Annotated in this window: 14 protein-coding genes and 1 riboswitch; of the genes, 12 read left to right on the forward strand and 2 right to left on the reverse strand. The window is 43.5% G+C overall.

Annotated features, from left to right (window positions below; translation table 11 throughout):
• Positions 1-167: 167 nt before the first annotated feature.
• The 9 genes from aceE to recJ all read left to right on the forward strand — a co-directional run bounded on the left by aceE (position 168) and on the right by recJ (position 12,875).
• Positions 168-2,870 carry a pyruvate dehydrogenase (acetyl-transferring), homodimeric type gene (gene aceE / locus FTT70_RS04495; RefSeq protein ID WP_096901655.1) on the forward strand — a complete coding sequence of 901 codons (2,703 nt, stop codon included), beginning with the start codon at positions 168-170 and terminating at the stop codon, positions 2,868-2,870.
• Between the two features lie 2 nt (positions 2,871-2,872).
• The gene (locus tag FTT70_RS04500) at positions 2,873-4,852 is read left to right on the forward strand and encodes a 2-oxo acid dehydrogenase subunit E2 (protein WP_180168332.1); all 1,980 of its coding nucleotides are present in this window, start codon (positions 2,873-2,875) and stop codon (positions 4,850-4,852) included.
• A 98-nt stretch (positions 4,853-4,950) separates the two neighbouring features.
• Positions 4,951-5,110, forward strand: a riboswitch (yybP-ykoY riboswitch).
• 72 nt (positions 5,111-5,182) lie between these two features.
• Positions 5,183-5,758, forward strand: a complete 576-nt coding sequence (locus tag FTT70_RS04505) for a TMEM165/GDT1 family protein (RefSeq protein WP_004974251.1) — start codon at positions 5,183-5,185, stop codon at positions 5,756-5,758.
• A gap of 185 nt (positions 5,759-5,943) precedes the next feature.
• Positions 5,944-6,741 (forward strand): MBL fold metallo-hydrolase, encoded by a 798-nt coding sequence (locus FTT70_RS04510; protein WP_004974253.1) that lies wholly within the window; start codon positions 5,944-5,946, stop codon positions 6,739-6,741.
• A 106-nt stretch (positions 6,742-6,847) separates the two neighbouring features.
• On the forward strand, positions 6,848-7,213 hold the full coding sequence (locus FTT70_RS04515; protein WP_004974255.1) for a YkgJ family cysteine cluster protein: 366 nt from the start codon (positions 6,848-6,850) through the stop codon (positions 7,211-7,213).
• Between the two features lie 329 nt (positions 7,214-7,542).
• Positions 7,543-9,009, forward strand: a complete 1,467-nt coding sequence (guaB, locus tag FTT70_RS04520; RefSeq protein WP_004974257.1) for an IMP dehydrogenase — start codon at positions 7,543-7,545, stop codon at positions 9,007-9,009.
• Positions 9,010-9,151: 142 nt separating this feature from the next.
• On the forward strand, positions 9,152-10,483 hold the full coding sequence (gene glmM, locus FTT70_RS04525) for a phosphoglucosamine mutase (RefSeq protein ID WP_180168333.1): 1,332 nt from the start codon (positions 9,152-9,154) through the stop codon (positions 10,481-10,483).
• A 12-nt stretch (positions 10,484-10,495) separates the two neighbouring features.
• Positions 10,496-11,152, forward strand: coding sequence for a pyridoxamine 5'-phosphate oxidase (pdxH, locus tag FTT70_RS04530; RefSeq protein ID WP_131261206.1), 657 nt, complete (start codon positions 10,496-10,498; stop codon positions 11,150-11,152).
• A gap of 13 nt (positions 11,153-11,165) precedes the next feature.
• Positions 11,166-12,875, forward strand: a complete 1,710-nt coding sequence (gene recJ, locus FTT70_RS04535; RefSeq protein ID WP_180168334.1) for a single-stranded-DNA-specific exonuclease RecJ — start codon at positions 11,166-11,168, stop codon at positions 12,873-12,875.
• 48 nt (positions 12,876-12,923) lie between these two features.
• Here recJ and FTT70_RS04540 read toward each other — a convergent pair whose 3' ends face one another.
• Both FTT70_RS04540 and FTT70_RS04545 read right to left on the reverse strand, forming a co-directional pair.
• On the reverse strand, positions 12,924-13,802 hold the full coding sequence (locus FTT70_RS04540) for a putative porin (RefSeq protein WP_179990847.1): 879 nt from the start codon (positions 13,800-13,802) through the stop codon (positions 12,924-12,926).
• 173 nt (positions 13,803-13,975) lie between these two features.
• Entirely contained in the window at positions 13,976-14,758 is a 783-nt protein-coding gene (locus FTT70_RS04545; protein WP_179990846.1) for a putative porin, read from the reverse strand.
• A 571-nt stretch (positions 14,759-15,329) separates the two neighbouring features.
• Here FTT70_RS04545 and prfB point away from each other — a divergent pair.
• The 3 genes from prfB (at position 15,330) to FTT70_RS04560 (ending at position 17,982) form a co-directional block, all read left to right on the forward strand.
• Positions 15,330-16,425, forward strand: a protein-coding gene (gene prfB, locus FTT70_RS04550) for a peptide chain release factor 2 (RefSeq protein WP_104852716.1) whose coding sequence is annotated in 2 segments (ribosomal slippage) — positions 15,330-15,401 and positions 15,403-16,425 — 1,095 coding nt in all. Because the reading frame shifts where the segments join, the coding sequence is not laid out codon by codon here.
• 157 nt (positions 16,426-16,582) lie between these two features.
• Positions 16,583-16,882, forward strand: a complete 300-nt coding sequence (locus tag FTT70_RS04555) for a helix-turn-helix transcriptional regulator (protein ID WP_019837093.1) — start codon at positions 16,583-16,585, stop codon at positions 16,880-16,882.
• A 20-nt stretch (positions 16,883-16,902) separates the two neighbouring features.
• Positions 16,903-17,982: an alkene reductase gene (locus FTT70_RS04560; protein ID WP_180168335.1), complete on the forward strand. Its 1,080-nt coding sequence runs from the start codon at positions 16,903-16,905 to the stop codon at positions 17,980-17,982.
• Positions 17,983-18,013 lie beyond the last annotated feature (31 nt).

Below are 18,013 nucleotides of genomic sequence, written 5' to 3' on the forward strand. Positions count from 1 at the left end.
AAAAACCGCCTAAATTGGCGGTTTTTTGTTATTTGCTGTAAGAATGTGTCAATGACTATTTATTTTCTAAATAGTATGCAGGATATGCATTTAAGATTAGCCATATCTACTAAAGTCTAAATTATGATACATATAAAGCATACGATTAGGCTTAGGAATAGTGAATTATGGCGTTTTACGGTGATACGGACTCACAAGAAACCCAAGAATGGCAAGACGCCTTTGATGCTGTGTTACAACATATGGGTACTGAACGGGCAGCATTTTTACTCGAAAAACTGTACCAACGTGCAATTGCAAAGCATGTACCCATTCAGCGATTAAATACTCCTTACCTCAATACCATTTCAGTGGAAGAACAACCTGCCATGCCGGGCGATCAGGATATGGAGCGTCGTATTCGCGCCCTGATTCGCTGGAATGCGTTGGCGATGGTATTGCGTGCCAATAAAACAGGTGATGATTTAGGTGGTCACCTTGCAAGTTTCGCATCTTCAGCCACATTATATGATGTTGGTTTTAACCATTTCTTCCGCGCCAATAGTGATCATTTTGGCGGTGACATGATTTACTACCAAGGTCACTGTGCACCTGGTATTTATGCTCGTTCATTTTTAGAAGGGCGTTTAACCGAAGATCAATTGAATAATTTCCGCCGTGAAGTGGGCGGTAACGGTTTACCTAGCTATCCACATCCTTATTTAATGCCTGACTATTGGCAGTTCCCAACGGTATCGATGGGTCTGGGTCCAATCATGTCAATTTATCAGGCACATATTCAAAAATATTTAATGAACCGCGGTTTGATTAAAGAAGAAGACCGTAAAGTCTGGGCATATCTAGGCGATGGTGAAATGGATGAGCCAGAAAGTTTGGGTGCAATTTCACTGGCAGGTCGTGAAAAGCTAGATAACCTGATTTGGGTGGTGAACTGTAACTTACAGCGTTTAGATGGCCCTGTACGCGGTAACGGTAAAATCATTCAAGAACTTGAGTCGTTATTCCGTGGCGCAGGTTGGCGCGTGATTAAAGTGGTCTGGGGGCGTCATTGGGATGCTTTATTAGACAAAGACGACACAGGTGCATTAAGAGCCATTATGGAAGAAGCGGTGGATGGTGATTATCAGCGCTTGCAAGTGAAAGGTGGTGCATACGCTCGTGAAAAATTCTTTGGTAAATATCCTGAAGCCAAAGAATTGGTCAAAGATTTAAGCGATGAAGATATTGATAACCTGAACCGTGGTGGTCACGATCCGTACAAAGTATTTGCGGCGTATGCTGAAGCATGTAAGGCCAAAGGTCAGCCAACGGTCATTTTAGCCAAAACTGTCAAAGGTTATGGTTTGTCTGATGAAATTGAAGCGGTGAACAAAACCCACCAAATCAAAAAAATGCAGTTGGATTCTTTAAAATATGTACGTGACCGCTTCAACTTGCCATTTAGCGATGAGCAACTTGAAGAAGTGCCGTTCTATCGTCCAAGTGAAAATTCGCCTGAATTGAAATATATGAAAGCGCGTCGCGAAGCGTTGGGTGGTTATTTGCCTGCGCGTCGTAAAGACAGCGAAGCTTTACAAATTCCTGAATTATCAGTTTTCGATTCAGTCTTGGCAGGTTCAGGTGGCAAAGAACAATCGACCACTATGGTGATGGTGCGTTTGATTTCTGCCCTGCTCAAAGAAAAAGCCATTAAAGACCGTGTGGTACCCATTGTACCCGATGAAGCACGTACTTTCGGTTTAGAAGGCATGTTCCGTCAACTGGGTATTTATGCCGCACATGGGCAAAAATACACCCCTGAAGACCAAGAACAATTGATGCATTATCGTGAAGCCAAAGACGGTCACATGCTGCAAGAAGGCATTAACGAAGCAGGTGCAATGAGTGCTTGGGCAGCTTTGGGTACCAGTTATTCGACCAATAACTTACCAATGATCCCAATGTATATGTATTACTCCATGTTTGGTTTCCAACGTATTGGGGATATTGCATGGGCGGCAGGTGATGCACAGGCGCAAGGTTTCTTGTTGGGTGCCACTGCAGGACGTACCACACTCAATGGTGAAGGCTTGCAACACCAAGATGGTCACTCGCATATTTTAGCCAATACTATTCCAAACTGTGTGTCCTATGACCCATGCTTTGGTTATGAACTTGCCGTGATTGTGCATGATGGTTTGCAACGCATGTATGTCAATCAGGAGCGCGTGTTCTATTACCTCACCGTAATGAATGAAAACTACGAGCATCCTGAAATGCCACAAGGTGTGGAAGAAGGCATTAAGCGCGGCATGTATTTACTGCAGGAAGATGAAAAAGCCACGGTTCAATTGCTAGGTTCAGGTGTGATTTTGCGTGAAGTCATCAAAGCGGCGAAAATCTTGCGTGAAGAGTATCAAATCCACTCGAATGTCTACAGTGTGACCAGTTTTAATGAATTGGCGCGTGATGGTATGGCGTGTGAAGAATACAACCGTTTGCATCCATTGGCTGAAGAAAGCAAAGAGCCGTGGATCTCACAACAGTTACGTGGCAAAGATGGCATTGTCGTGTCTGCTACCGATCACATGCGCGCCTATAGCGAGCAAATTCGCGGTTACTTGCCAGACAATCGTCCATTTGTTGCCTTAGGTACCGATGGTTATGGTCGTTCCGATACCCGCGGTAACTTGCGTAGCTACTTTGGGGTCGATGCTGCACACATTGTGGTAGCCACCTTGAAAAAACTGGCTGATGAAGGCGAAGTCGATGCGCGTTTGGTCAAAGATGCAATCTCGACATTTGAGTTAGATACAGATCGTCCTGTCGCGTGGGCACCGCAAGCGGTTCCTGAAGTACAAGCGGTTGCTGACTACAAAGAGGAGCACTGATCATGCAAATTCAAACGCCTGATATTGGTGTCGATAAAGCCACTGTTGCAGATATTCTTGTCAAAGTTGGTGACACGATTGCAGTTGATGACAGCATTGTCCTATTGGAATCAGACAAAGCCTCTGTTGAAGTACCCAGCACCGTTGCAGGGGTGGTGAAAAGTATTTTGGTACAACAAGGCGATGAAGTGACTGAAGGTGCGGTGCTGATTGAGTTGGAAACTGAAGCTCAAACGGCAGCTGCTACAGAAGTTGCTGCACCGCAAGCCCAAGTAGATGCTGCACCGAAGCAAGATGCTGAACCAGTGATCGCTGCAGAACCAAGCTCAGCGACATCAAACACTGCGCAAGAAGTAGATGTACAAGTACCTGACATTGGCGTGGAAAAAGCCGTTGTTGGGGAAATTTTAGTACAAGTGGGCGATGCGATTGATGTGGATCAAAGCATTATTGTGGTGGAGTCGGACAAAGCTACAGTAGAAGTGCCAAGTACGGTGTCGGGTACAGTTACCGCTATCCAAATCAATACGGGTGATACCGTAAAAGAAGGTGTGGTGATTCTGAAAGTGAAAACCGCCGCTGCTGCAGTCACACAGGTGGAAACACCTCAAGTGGCATCAGCAGAAGCGGCTGCTGCAACAGCGAGCGCAGCAACTGCATCTGCACCACAAACAACAGCATCAGCACAGGTTGAAGTCGCAGTGCCTGATTTAGGGGTCGATAAAGCCACAGTGGCAGAAATTTTGGTACAAGTGGGCGATACGGTTGCTGCTGACCAAAGTTTGATTGTGGTGGAATCAGACAAAGCCACGGTTGAGGTGCCAAGTACTACCGCAGGTGTGATTCAAGCCATCCACGTGGAATTAGGACAAAGTGTTGCGCAGGGCAATGCCTTAGTGACGATAGTAACTGCAGGCGCAGCTGCACCAGCAGCAGTTGCGGCAGCGCAAGTTGCCTCTGCACCAAGTGCATCGCCAGCAGTCAGTGCTGCATCTACAGCACAAACCACAACGGTTGCAGCAAGTGCACATACGAATGTAGACAAATTGAGCAAGGCGCAAAATGAAGCCAATGCAAAAGTGTATGCAGGCCCTGCTGTGCGTAAACTGGCGCGTGAGTTAGGTGTTGTTTTAGCCGATGTAAACGCCACTGGCCCACATGCACGTGTACTCAAAGAAGACTTGAAGGCTTATGTTAAAGCGCGTCTTACTGCGCCGCAGATGGCTCCTGTCGCTGCTACAACACAGCAAGTTACAGGTTTGCCAAAGTTGCCTGATTTTAGTGCATTTGGTGGCGTGGAAGAAAAAGGTTTGACGCGCTTACAACAAGTGTCAATTCCGCAATTGTCCCTGAACAATTACATTCCACAAGTCACGCAATTTGATTTGGCCGATATTACTGAGCTAGAAGCGTGGCGCAGTGAATTGAAAGCTAACTTCAAAAAAGAAGGTGTTAGCTTGACCATTTTGGCGTTCATTGCCAAAGCTGTAGCGCATTTGCTGAAAGATGAACCGTATTTCGCTGCGCATTTGGCAGATGATCAAAAGTCTGTGCTGCTGCGTAAAGAAATCCACATGGGCATTGCCGTGGCAACCCCTGATGGTTTAACCGTGCCTGTGCTACGCAATCCAGATCAGAAATCGATTAAACAAATTGCGATCGAACTGGGCGAGTTGAGCCAAAAAGCGCGTGATAAAAAGTTGTCGCCTAAAGATTTACAAGGTGCAAACTTTACTATCACCAGTTTAGGTTCGATTGGTGGTACGGCATTTACGCCGTTAGTGAACTGGCCACAGGTTGCGATTTTGGGTATTTCACCAGCGACCATGCAGCCTGTCTGGAATGGTGAAGGCTTTGATCCGCGCTTGATGTTGCCATTGTCATTGTCGTATGACCATCGGGTAATTAATGGCGCAGATGCAGCACGTTTTACCCATAAACTGACCCAGTTGTTGGCAGATATTCGTAGCTTGCTGCTCTAAACTCAGAAAAGCTTTATAAAACCCTGCTGCGGCAGGGTTTTTTGTCACTGCCGTTATTCGGCTAAATTTGCTTAACCGCAGTATTCCGTTTAGAATAGCTGTACTTCATTGGGGAGTAGCCGCTTTTTACTAATTTCTGTTTCAACTGAATGCAGTAAAAAGGTGATGGTCAACATATTTGTTCCACAGAACATGGTCATCATAGCAAAGAACCAAGTCTGCTTTTTCAAGCTTTCTTTTGTTGGCAAGACCTTTGATTTATCACTCTGCAGATTTTGGCTAGCAGGAGGGATAGGTCATTGGTATGTGTGCTAGCCAGAGAAAAACATCATGTATGAATTCCTCATCTCGACTGCCATTGTCGCCTTAGCCGAAATGGGTGATAAAACCCAATTACTGGCTTTATTACTCGCGGCACGTTTTCGTAAACCTGCTCCAATCTTGGTTGCTATTTTACTGGCAACACTCATTAACCACGGACTTTCTGCAGTTTTGGGGCAGTGGATTACCACGGTACTTAGCCCAGAAATTTTATTGTGGATTTTGTCTTTAGGTTTTATTGGCATGGCGATTTGGATGCTTATTCCAGACCAGCTAGATGATGAAACTGAAAGCATCAACAAGTGGCAAAAATACGGTGTATTTGGCGCGACCTTTGTATTGTTCTTTTTGGCAGAAATTGGCGATAAAACTCAAATTGCCACAGTGGCTTTAGCTGCACGTTATGACAGCGTGTTTTGGGTCATGCTTGGAACCACTTTGGGGATGATGCTGGCCAATGCACCTGCGGTATTTATTGGTAATAAATTAGCGACCCGATTGCCAATTGCTTTAATTCATAAAATTGGTGCACTGATTTTCCTAATTATTGGTGTGTCGACTTTGGCGCAACATTATTTATTCTAAATTATTCATTAAAATGCATAAATCCTGAGCAAACTGCTCGGGATTTATTTATGTGAATGGTACTGCAATTCACTGATATTTCAGATAATCTGAGCCATTTTATTTATTGTAACTTTCCATAAATAGCTATATGTTATTCAGTGATAGAAAATCTATTTTTAAAATGAAAAAATTGGGGATTGGTTATGGCATTTGACCGTACAACATCGCAGGTCTTATTTGATAATGGGACACATAAATGTATTAGTTTTACCAGTTTGGTCAAAGGTGAAGGTGTTCAGGCCAACCAATTTCTGATCATTGATAATAACCGTGCCGCAGTGCTAGACCCAGGTGGCGACCTGACCTATGTACCACTGACCATGGAATTAAACAAATATACCCGTTTGACCAATCTTGACTATGTCATGGCATCGCACCAAGACCCAGACATCATCACTTCAATGCCGCGTTGGTTGGTCTATACCGAAGCAAAAATCGTAGCATCAAAATTGTGGGCGCGTTTCTTGCCGCACTTAAGCTCATCTTTTATGAGCGACCGTATGAAAGGCAACTGGTTAGATCGTTTGGTGGAACTGCCAGATGAAGGTCAGGCAATTCCTTTGGGCGAGTCTAAAATTATTGCTGTGCCTGCGCATTTCTTACACTCTGTTGGTAATTTCCAGTTTTATGATCCTATCGCCAAAATTTTATTTTCTGGTGATATGGGTGCGTCAATGGTGGAAGATGCTTCAATTCCATTGACTGATTTTGCTGCGCATATTCCTGCGATGAAAGGTTTCCATCAGCGCTATATGTGTTCCAATAAAGTGATTCGCCTATGGGTGAATATGGTACGCACCATGGACGTTGAAATGATTGTGCCGCAACACGGTACGCCATTTGTGGGCAAAGAACAGGTGAACCAATTCCTAGACTGGATTGAAACATTGGAATGTGGCGTCGATTTGATGGATGAACACGTTTTTAGCTGCCCTGAATAAGCGACAAAAAAAGCTGAAAAAACTGTAAAAAAAACTTGAGTGCAAAAACAACTTTTTTTAAGATTTTCGCCCAAAAACGATTTTTTTGATGACGAGAACTTAACGAATGTTGTCTCAAGTACCTACAGCCGATGCCTGCTTAAGCTGCGGCGCGTGTTGCGCTTATTTCCGTGTTTCATTTTATTGGGCTGAAGGCATGAATATGCCTGAGCACTACACGGAACCAGTAACAGCAGTCTATTCATGCATGTGTGGTACCAATCAGAGTCAGCCGCGTTGTGTCGCTTTAGAAGGTGAAGTTGGACAGCAAGTGAGCTGCGGGATTTATGAATTACGCAGCAGCTCTTGTAAAGAAGTGCAAATTGCCGATGATCAATGCAATAAAGCACGTCGTGCGCATAACATGATTCCATTTGTGCAAGTCGATCCAGCCATTTCTGTGAATGATGATGACTTCGATCAAGTGGTTTAATGGTGCTTTAAGTTGTTGATCGCAATCCAGATTGGAAAAGCAAAGCTGCGGCTTTGCTTTTTTTGTGGCTCAATTTTGGGTAGATAGCCAAATCATGATTCAGATTGAAGCGGCTTTATCTGCCTGAAAAATGAAACCTCGCAAGTTTTAAACTTGCGTGGCTAAAAAGCAAACTAGGAGTGAAAACCTCAATTTTTAGATGAAAATTACCGATTTTTTCATGCTGCATCCCCCAGAAGGGCAGAATAAAAAATATTTCTTAGAGAACAAATGAAATTTGTGCCCAGATTTGTTTATAATGGCTCACGGAAATTACCAGTGAGACTGTTATGCTGACCATCGTTCAAGAAGCGTTAACCTTCGATGATGTCTTATTACTCCCTGCCTATTCTACTGTTCTCCCAAAAGATGTCTCCTTAAAGACACGTTTTACGCGCGGCATTGACCTGAATATTCCTTTGGTTTCAGCAGCAATGGATACGGTGACTGAATCTCGTATGGCAATTGCGATGGCGCAAAATGGTGGTATTGGTATTTTGCATAAAAACATGGACATCGTTGCGCAAGCAGCCGAAGTGCGCCGTGTGAAAAAATTTGAAGCGGGTATGGTGAAAGACCCGATTACCGTAACGCCAGAAACTACAGTACGTGAATTGATTGCGCTGACTCAAGCCAATAATATTAGCGGTGTACCTGTAGTAAAAGATGGCAAAGTTGTCGGTATTGTGACAGGACGTGATACACGTTTTGAAACCAACCTTGAACAACCTGTCAGCAATATCATGACAGGTCAAGATCGTTTAGTGACAGTACGCGAAGACGAATCTAAAGAAAACATTCAAGCTTTATTGCAACAGCATCGTATTGAAAAAGTCTTGGTGGTGAATGACCAGCAGGAATTAAAAGGCTTAATTACGGTCACTGATTTCCGTAAAGCAGAATTGTATCCAAACAGCTGTAAAGATGACTTAGGTCGTTTACGCGTGGGTGCTGCAGTGGGTACAGGCGCAGAAACACCAAGCCGTGTAGAAGCATTGGTTGAAGCAGGTGTCGATGCGATTGTGGTTGATACTGCACACGGTCACTCTGCAGGCGTAATTGAGCGTGTACGTTGGGTAAAAGCTAACTATCCACAAGTTCAAGTAATTGGCGGTAACATTGCAACTGGCGATGCTGCTTTGGCATTGTTAGATGCAGGCGCAGACGCAGTGAAAGTGGGGATTGGCCCAGGTTCAATCTGTACCACACGTATTGTGGCAGGTATTGGTATGCCGCAAATCTCTGCAATTGACGCTGTTGCCAATGCATTGAAAGAACAGATTCCATTAATTGCCGATGGTGGTATTCGCTTCTCTGGTGATATGGCCAAAGCGATTGGTGCAGGTGCAAGTACCATTATGGTGGGTTCATTGCTTGCTGGTACTGAAGAAGCACCGGGCGAAGTTGAATTCTTCCAAGGTCGTTACTACAAAGCATACCGTGGTATGGGTTCATTGGGTGCAATGGCGGGTGCAACAGGTTCTGCAGACCGTTATTTCCAAGACTCGAAAGCAGGTGCAGAAAAACTTGTACCAGAAGGTATTGAAGGTCGTGTACCGTACAAAGGCCCAATGGGCAACATCGTGCATCAGATGATGGGTGGTTTACGTTCATCTATGGGTTATACAGGTTCTTCAACCATTGAAGATCTACGCCAAAATGCTAAATTCGTGAAAATTACTGCAGCAGGTATGCAGGAATCTCACGTGCATGATGTGACGATTACTAAAGAAGCGCCGAACTATCGCGTTGGTTAATATGAACTATCGCGTTGGTTGATATTTAGTAGCATTTTCAAATAAAAGCCGTCATCAATGTGACGGCTTTTTCATTTTTGGTGTAAAGTAACTCGCAGTAAAAAAGTGATGATAAAGATCACCCCTAAGAAGTGAGAACAATATGAGTTATTTTGGTACAGACGGCATTCGAGGGAAGTTTGGAGAGTTACCAATTACACCTGATTTTGCATTAAAACTAGGTTTTGCAGCAGGTAAAGTTTTAAAAAAACACACCAAAAAAAATAAACCTATTGTGGTATTAGGTAAAGATACACGTCTTTCAGGCTATATTTTAGAAGCAGCATTACAAGCGGGTTTAAATGCCGCAGGTGTCTATGTGCATTTGCTCGGCCCATTGCCGACGCCCGCTATTGCGCACTTAACCCGCGCTTTGCATGCCAGTTTAGGCATTGTGATTTCAGCATCGCATAATCCGTATTTTGATAACGGGATTAAATTTTTCTCGGGCGAAGGGAAAAAGCTGCCAGATGCCTTGCAAGAAGAAATTAACCAAGAATTGCAGCAAGAATTAAAAATTGAAGATACGGCCAACTTGGGTAAAAGCGTTCGTGTTAAAGATGCCAATGGGCGTTACATCGAGTTTTGTAAATCGACCTTTCCATATCATTTAGATTTAAATGACCTCACCATTGTGGTCGATTGCGCCAATGGTGCTGCCTACAATGTTGGCCCTGCGGTATTCCGTGAATTAGGTGCGAAAGTGATTGCCATTCACAATGAGCCAAATGGTTTAAACATCAACGAAAATTGCGGCTCAACCCATCCTGAAAGTTTGCAAAAAGCGGTGCTTGAGCATCAGGCGGACTTGGGTGTTGCATTTGATGGTGATGCAGACCGTGTGATTTTGGTGGATAGTCAAGGCAAGCAAATTGATGGTGACCACATTTTATATATTCTTGCCACACAAGGCTCGAAAAAACCTGCAGGTATTGTTGGGACGTTAATGAGCAATATGGCGCTGGAATTGGCGTTAGAAAAAGCCCAAGTACCATTACTGCGTGCCAATGTCGGTGACCGTTACGTGCTACAAGGTCTGGAAGAAAATGGCTGGGTTATTGGTGGTGAGCCATCGGGGCATATTTTGACTTTGGATAAGAGCACTACAGGTGATGCAATTATTGCGGCTTTGCAAGTGTTAACGGTGATGGTCGAACAAAATAAAGCCCTGCATGAATTGGTGGCAGATTTTAAACTGTTGCCAAACGTGCTGGAAAATGTGCGCTTAGCAAATATGTTTGACCCGTATACTGTTCCTGCCTTGGTGGAAGAGTTTGACCGTGCCACGGAACAGCTGAAAGGTCGTGGACGTTTATTGATTCGTAAATCGGGCACTGAACCTGTGATTCGTGTCATGGTAGAAGGTGATGATTTGGCTGAAGTGAAGACATTGGCGAAAGATTTAGCCGATGCTGTACGTCGTCATGCCGTCTAAAGGGGGTAAATCGTGAGTGATTTAATTAAAGATTTAAGTGAGCTGCGTTTAAGTTACCAAAAAGGTGAATTGCTAGAAGCACAGGTCAGTGCCAATCCGCATATTCAGTTTTTGAATTGGTTTAACCATGCCTTAGAAGCCAAGCTGCATGAACCGTATGCGATGTCATTGGCGACTGCCAATGCGCAAGGTCGTCCGCATGTGCGTACTGTGTTGCTGCGTGGAGCCACCGAAGCAGGCTATGACTTTTATACCAATTATGACAGTCAAAAAGGGTTGGATTTAGCGGCCAATCCTTATGCTGAATTGTTATTTTACTGGCCTGAACTGGAACGTCAGATTCGTGTCAGCGGTTATGTCGAAAAAATTGATGAGCAAGAATCGACAGCGTATTATCACAAACGCCCACGTGACAACCAAATCGCTGCGCATATTAGCACTCCGCAAAGTGGTGTGATTGCCAGCCGTGAAGAACTACAGGCGCGTTTCCAAGACTTGCATGCCCAAGTGGGCGATCAATCTGAATTGCAAAAACCTGTATTTTGGGGCGGTTACCGCTTGCAGCCTGATTATTACGAATTTTGGCAAGGCCGTCCGAACCGTTTGCATGACCGCTTAGCTTATGAAAAAATTGAAGGTGACTGGAAACTACAACGCTTGATGCCTTAAATCACTGGAAATTATGTCAAAAATTCTAATAAAGCAAAGACCTTTACTTACACGCCCTGAAAACTTTCAGGGCGTCTCTACATTTGTTGCCCAAATTTTAGCGCGCCGTGGCGTTGCGTCTGAGCAGGAGCTGGAACTTAAACTGAAGCACTTGCTTGCTCCAAGCATGAAAGGTCTACCAGAAGCAATTCAGCTGATGGATCAGGCGATTGATCAGCAGAAAAAAATTGTAATTGTGGGCGATTACGATGCCGATGGCGCGACCAGTACCACACTTATGATTTTGGCATTGCGCGAAATGGGCGCACACGTGCAGTATTTAGTACCTGACCGTTTTAAATATGGTTATGGCTTAACCCCCGCCATTGCCGATTTGGCTTTTGAGCGTTATGCACCTGATCTATTAATTACGGTAGATAACGGAATTTCCAGTCATGCAGGCGTGGAACGTGCGCAAGCTTTGGGGATGCAGGTCATCATTACCGATCATCACCTCACAACGAAAGCCACCCCAAATGCAGAGGCTGTGGTGAATCCAAACCAATTGGGTTGTGATTTCCCAAGTAAAGCCTTGGCAGGTGTGGGTGTGGCATTTTATGTGTTGGCGAACTTATCCAGTCAGCGTAAAAAACAGGGCAAATCTGCTGCAAATTTAACGCAATATTTAGATTTGGTGGCTTTGGGCACCTATGCCGATGTAGCCAGTCTGGATTATAACAACCGTATTTTGGTGGATGCAGGCTTAAAACGGATACAGCAGAATTTATGTCGTCCTGGGATTAGCGCATTGCTAGACTTGGCAGGGCGTGAACCCACACAGCTTAAAGCGCAGGATTTAGGTTTTGTCTTAGGGCCACGTATTAATGCTGCAGGGCGCATGGAAACGATGGATATTGGAATCGAGTGTTTATTGGCAACGGATATGCAAAGTGCCTATGCTTTGGCACGTCAGTTAAATGCTTTGAATCAGGAACGTCGTCAGGTTGAAGCACAAATTAAACAAGATGCGCTGGCAGAATTGGAAAAGTTGCAGTTAGATCAAAGCGATTTACCGCATGCTTTGATTATGTTTGAAGAACATTGGCATCAAGGCGTGATTGGAATTGTCGCAGGACGTTTAAAAGAGCAGTTCCATCGCCCTGCGATTGTATTTGCTGCCGATGAAGATGGTGAGCATATTAAAGGCTCTGCCCGTTCCATAGAAGGTATTCACATTCGTGACAGCATTGAATTGGTGGCAGAGCAATATCCACACTTGGTTAGTCATTTTGGTGGGCATGCTGCAGCCGCAGGCTTGACCATTAAAAAGGCTCATTTTGCAGAATTTAAACAGGTCTTTGAACAGATCATTGCGCAAATGGATGCAGAGCTGTTTCATGCCGTGCTGTGGACAGATGGTGAATTGCCGCCAGAGGCTTTTCATTTGCACACGGTAGAGATGCTGCAGCATTTGGCACCGTGGGGACATAAATTTCCGCAACCTGTATTTGAAGGGCGTTTTAAAGTGGTCGATTTTAGATGGCTTAAAGATACTCATTTAAAACTGCGTTTGGCATTGGAGAATGGGCAGGTTGTAGATGCGATTGCGTTTGGTGCCAAAGATAAATTTGAATTTAACCCGATGCTGGATGATGTGCGTTTGGTTTATGAATTAGAGCGCAATGTGTTTAATGGCAATGTGAGTTTACAGTTGCAGATTGTGCATTTGGAGCAATCTAAATAACAAAATCCGCTCAAATTTGAGCGGATTTTTTGCTTTTAATTTATGGAATTAGAAGCGGAATGTACCATTAATGCCATAAGAGTCCGCACCATCAGTTGTTGTGTAATTCACACCTACAGCAAATGCAGGGGTAAAGAATTTTTGTGCACGGACATTAAAGATAGTATCAGAGTCATCTTCTGTTGAATCAGCAAAAGCAACACCAACACTTAGAGTTGGGTCGATATAAAGGTCTGCACCTAGACGATATACTGTTTCATCGCCGAAATAAGAAACACCCTCAAAATTCGTATAATAGTTACCTATTTGAGATACATATTTTGCGCGTAAAGAAACAGCTGTTTCATCAACTACAGCCACCCCATAACCAAGTGTGCTTGCAAATCCAATTTTAGAAGCTAACATTGGATCGAAGCTGTCTTTTGCGACACCAACCGCTAATAGTAGACCATTTGTAGGTAGATAACCTGCTTCTAAAGAGTAACCAGTATTATCTTCAGACTCTTCTTCATGAAGTCCAGGGGTAGTTACCGAACCTGTATAGTCCAAACGGTTTAAGCTACCACCAATATAAAATTGGGTATTAGGGATATAAAACTCACCGTTAATACCAACAATGTCATATTCTTCTTCTGCCTTGACGTTACCTATGTTGAGTTCATTTTGGGCATTAAGATATCCTAAGCCAATATTGCTCGCTTTAGCTAAAAAAGCAGCTTCAGCTAAAGGTACATTTTTGACTTGAACACCATTTAGGTAATATTTACCATTAATAAAGAATAAGTCGCCATCAGACTCAAGTTCTACACCACCTAAATTATTATCAAAATCAGTGTTTTCATACCCACCATTGATTTCAAATTGATACGCATGAGCAGTACTTAAACCAGCAAGAAGAGCAGTTGCAAGCGCAAGTTTTTTAAACATTATTGAGATTCCCTCTGTTGTAGAAATATGACTGTTTTGTTACAGTTGTTGCTGATTGTACGGAAAATAAACATACAGTCAATGCACTATTTCTACCTAACTGCTTTATTTTGAGGCATAAAAAAGCACCCTTCCGAAGAAGAGTGCTGTTTGAATATCTAATTAGGCTAAACTCAGAAGCGATATTTTGCAGCGACACCAAAGCGGTTATAGTCATTGTTGCCAACTTCACCAAAGCCAACACGGCCTTCGAGGCTGATTTGCGGGGTAAAGAATTTACGTGCATTGATACCAAATTCGTTAGTATCACCGTAGTCACGATCTTTACTGTAGTAGTCTACACCTAGACTTAAGGTTTTATCGATGAAGTAATCTGCCGCAAGGTTATATTCGTCTAAATCACCAAAACCTGCGCCTGCTTCTAAGTTGATATCTTTACCATTGCTTAGAGAAGTGACATATTTAGCGCGAAGCGTAGGATCGACACCGTCGTCATAATCGTTGTCGTAGCCTTTTAGACCTGCAGCAATTAATAAACCTGGTGCGGGTAAATAACCGACTTCAGCGCCATAAACAGTCTCATCAAAATCGCCACCGCGGTCAAATTTCATATCGTCGCGACCAACATTACCACTCACATAGAAATCTGAGTTAGGAATGTAAACTTCAGCACCTACGCCGTAACGATGACGTTCATCATTACCGACTTCGTCATATTGGTATTTGGCATTTACGTTGCTAGCACGATCAAGGAACGCTGCTTCTGCCAAAGGTGCATTACGGGTTTGTACAGGGTTAAAGTAATAAGTACCATCAACACCGAATGAACCGCTTGAACTGTCGTTGTCTGGATCAATCAGTCCTGCTGATGCACCAATTTCAGCTTGGTATGCGTTCGCAGTACCAGTGATAGCCAAAGCTGAAAGTAGGGCTGATGCGATTGCTAATTTTTTCATGGAAAGTACCCCTCTGAAATCTGGTTAACAGTTAAACTTTTTGTTACAACTTTCAGTCTAGGCGAAAAAAAATCAGCGTCAATCACAGGAAAGTTACCGCATTGTTTCAAGCGTAAGTTTGTGTAATTTTTTTTATTTAAGTGATTGAAATAAAAATGAAATAATTAAATGTTTTGTTTTATTAAAACTATGTAGGTTTTGTGAATTTTACTAAATTTGATCATTAAATCATCAAACTTGTTTCATCTTTGTTTTATTTGGCGGGTTGAAGCAATTGCCATACACCACTTTTTAAGCATGTTTTCAGCTGAATGTGTCAGGCAAAACATTAGCGCGATAGATCAGCCATTAAGATAAACATCCGTGTTAATCGGGCATGCTATTTTAGGTTGGCTATCATCAGGCTTTCACTTTAAAAGTTGAAAGTAATCTTTATTTTTAACCACATTTAGCATTCAACCTATAAAAGCTGAAAAGTTATGCTGGAATTTACAGCAGGGTAGAAAAGCTAGAACAGGTCTGTGCTACAATTATCAGCTAATAAGCTTCATTGTTAATTGAGAGAATTTACGTGGAAATTAATCCTTATCTAAACCAATTAAAAGACTTGAACGAACGTGGTCAAACACTACGGGGGTATCTTTGACTACGATCTGAAAAAAGAGCGTTTAGAAGAGGTTCTCCGCGAGTTAGAAGATCCTGCAATTTGGAATGATCAAAGTCGAGCGCAAGCCATGGCCAAAGAAAAGGGCGAGCTTGAAAACGTGATTCATGTCCTAGAAGGTTTGGCGACCCAGTTAGAAGATGCCCAAGCCATGCTGGATTTAGCCGTTGAAGCCGATGATGAAGATTTATTGGTGGATGTGCAGTCTGAATTGACTTCTGCAGAAGAAGAACTGGCGAAATTAGAATTCCGCCGTATGTTCAGCAATCCAATGGATCCAAACCCATGCTATGTCGAAATTCAGGCAGGTTCGGGTGGTACAGAAGCACAAGACTGGGCATCGATGCTGTTGCGTATGTATATGCGTTGGATTGAACGTCACGGCTTTAAAGCAGAATTGATGGAAGAGTCGGATGGTGATGTGGCAGGGATTAAATCTGCGACCATTCGCGTTGAAGGTGAATATGCTTATGGTTGGTTGCGTACCGAATCGGGCGTGCATCGTTTAGTGCGTAAATCGCCATTTGACTCAGGTAACCGTCGTCATACGTCATTTTCTGCAGTGTTTGTTTCACCAGAAGTGGATGACAATATTGAAATTGATATTAACCCTGCCGATGTTCGTACCGATACGTATCGTGCATCGGGTGCGGGTGGTCAGCACATTAACAAAACTGACTCTGCGGTACGTTTAACCCACGCACCTACAGGTATTGTGGTGGCTTGTCAGAACCAACGTTCGCAACACGCCAACCGTGACCATGCGTGGAAACAGTTACGTGCTAAGTTGTATGAACTGGAAATGAGTAAACGTAATGAGGCGGCTCAAGCTTTAGAAGACTCGAAGTCTGATATTGGTTGGGGCAGCCAAATTCGTTCTTATGTATTGGATGATTCACGTATTAAAGACTTGCGTACAGGCGTGGAAACTTCAAATACAGGTGCAGTTTTAGATGGTGATTTAGATAAGTTTATTGAAGCCAGTTTAAAACAGGGTCTATAAGTTAGGGTCTGTAAGATCATAATGAGCCTGCCCAATTCAGTTGAGTTGCTTAAAAATTTATATAAATCGTAAAAAAACGATATTAATATCGAAAAAATACGATATATTAAAAGCAGCTGCTGAATTGGGCTTATATTTACGAATATGTGTCTGAATGATGGATGTCGATTTAATCTTTAAAGCCTTAGCCAATCCTACCCGTCGGCAAATTTTAGAATGGTTAAAAGCACCAGAACAATTTTTGTCGGTAGATGAGTGTGGCGACTTTAAGCGTGGCGTATGTGCAGGACACATTGAGCGTTTGGGCAACGTGTCGCAATCGACCATGTCAAATCATTTATCGGTACTGCAACAGGCAGGTCTTATTCGTGCAGAAAAATATGGACAATGGTCGTATTTTTCTCGTAATGAAGCACTCATTCAGCAATATGTCGAATATTTAAAACACTCACTTTAACTGTGAGATTAGAGGCAAAAATGGCTGAATTAGACTCTCCTTTAGTTTTGGGTGATCTGCATCTAAAAAACCGTGTGGTGATGGCACCTTTAACCCGTAGCCGCGCCAGCGATGACCGTGTTCCAACGCCAATGATGGCAGAATATTATGCACAGCGTGCCAGTGCAGGTTTGATTCTTTCAGAAGCAACGGTAATTTCTGAAGAAGCCAATGGTTATTTAAATACCCCAGGATTGTTTACCGATGCTCAAGTGCAGGGTTGGAAACTCGTTACCGATGCCGTGCATGCCAAAGGTGGTTTGATTGTGGCGCAACTGTGGCATGTAGGTCGTGTTTCACATCCAGATTTACTCAATGGTGCAACACCAGTATCGGCAAGTGCGGTACAACAAGCAGGTTATGTCAGTTTGTTGCGTCCTAAACGTGAATATGTGTTGCCACGTGCCTTAGAAATTGCAGAAATCCACACCATTACCGAGCAATATAAACAAGCCGCCATCCGTGCCAAAGAAGCAGGATTTGATGGGGTAGAGTTGCATGCAGCCAATGGTTATTTGATTGATCAATTCCTGCAAAGCAAAACCAACCAACGTGACGATGAATACGGTGGTTCGGTTGAAAATCGTGCGCGTTTCTTGTTAGAAGTGATGGACGCCTTAATTGAAGTCTGGGGCGCAGGTCGAGTCGGTGTGCATTTAGCACCACGTGGCGATGAGCACGACATGGGAGATGATGATCCACGTGAAACCTTTGGCTATGTGATGCAGCAATTGGGGCAGCGTAAAATCGCCTTTTTCTTTACCCACGAATATTTAGCCGAAGACAGCATTTCCCAAGAAATGAAAGTACGTTCAGGCGGTGTGCCATATATCGCGAACATGCGTTTAAGTCGTGCTGATGCCGTGGAATTATTGGCTTCGGGCAAGGCCGATGCGGTGTCATTTGGTAAGGCGTATATTGCCAATCCAGACTTGTATGAGCGTTTATTGGCAGATGTACCTTTAAACGAACTCAAGCTGGAAAACATGATTGGTACAGCCGTTGCAGAAGGCTATATCGATTATCCAACTTTGGCGGAAACACAACACGCTGTAGAATAAAAGCCAGTATAGCGCCACATGCAATTAACAT

Origin of the sequence: Acinetobacter sp. YH01003, from assembly GCF_013420525.1 — a bacterium.
Taxonomy (GTDB): Bacteria; Pseudomonadota; Gammaproteobacteria; order Pseudomonadales; family Moraxellaceae; genus Acinetobacter; species Acinetobacter towneri.

Coding starts and splice junctions, on each gene's coding strand:
- aceE (WP_096901655.1), top strand. CDS start 168: ATGGCGTTTTACGGTGATACGGACTCACAAGAAACCCAAGAATGGCAA.
- FTT70_RS04500 (WP_180168332.1), top strand. CDS start 2,873: ATGCAAATTCAAACGCCTGATATTGGTGTCGATAAAGCCACTGTTGCA.
- FTT70_RS04505 (WP_004974251.1), top strand. CDS start 5,183: ATGTATGAATTCCTCATCTCGACTGCCATTGTCGCCTTAGCCGAAATG.
- FTT70_RS04510 (WP_004974253.1), top strand. CDS start 5,944: ATGGCATTTGACCGTACAACATCGCAGGTCTTATTTGATAATGGGACA.
- FTT70_RS04515 (WP_004974255.1), top strand. CDS start 6,848: ATGTTGTCTCAAGTACCTACAGCCGATGCCTGCTTAAGCTGCGGCGCG.
- guaB (WP_004974257.1), top strand. CDS start 7,543: ATGCTGACCATCGTTCAAGAAGCGTTAACCTTCGATGATGTCTTATTA.
- glmM (WP_180168333.1), top strand. CDS start 9,152: ATGAGTTATTTTGGTACAGACGGCATTCGAGGGAAGTTTGGAGAGTTA.
- recJ (WP_180168334.1), top strand. CDS start 11,166: ATGTCAAAAATTCTAATAAAGCAAAGACCTTTACTTACACGCCCTGAA.
- FTT70_RS04540 (WP_179990847.1), bottom strand. CDS start 13,802: ATGTTTAAAAAACTTGCGCTTGCAACTGCTCTTCTTGCTGGTTTAAGT.
- FTT70_RS04545 (WP_179990846.1), bottom strand. CDS start 14,758: ATGAAAAAATTAGCAATCGCATCAGCCCTACTTTCAGCTTTGGCTATC.
- FTT70_RS04555 (WP_019837093.1), top strand. CDS start 16,583: ATGGATGTCGATTTAATCTTTAAAGCCTTAGCCAATCCTACCCGTCGG.
- FTT70_RS04560 (WP_180168335.1), top strand. CDS start 16,903: ATGGCTGAATTAGACTCTCCTTTAGTTTTGGGTGATCTGCATCTAAAA.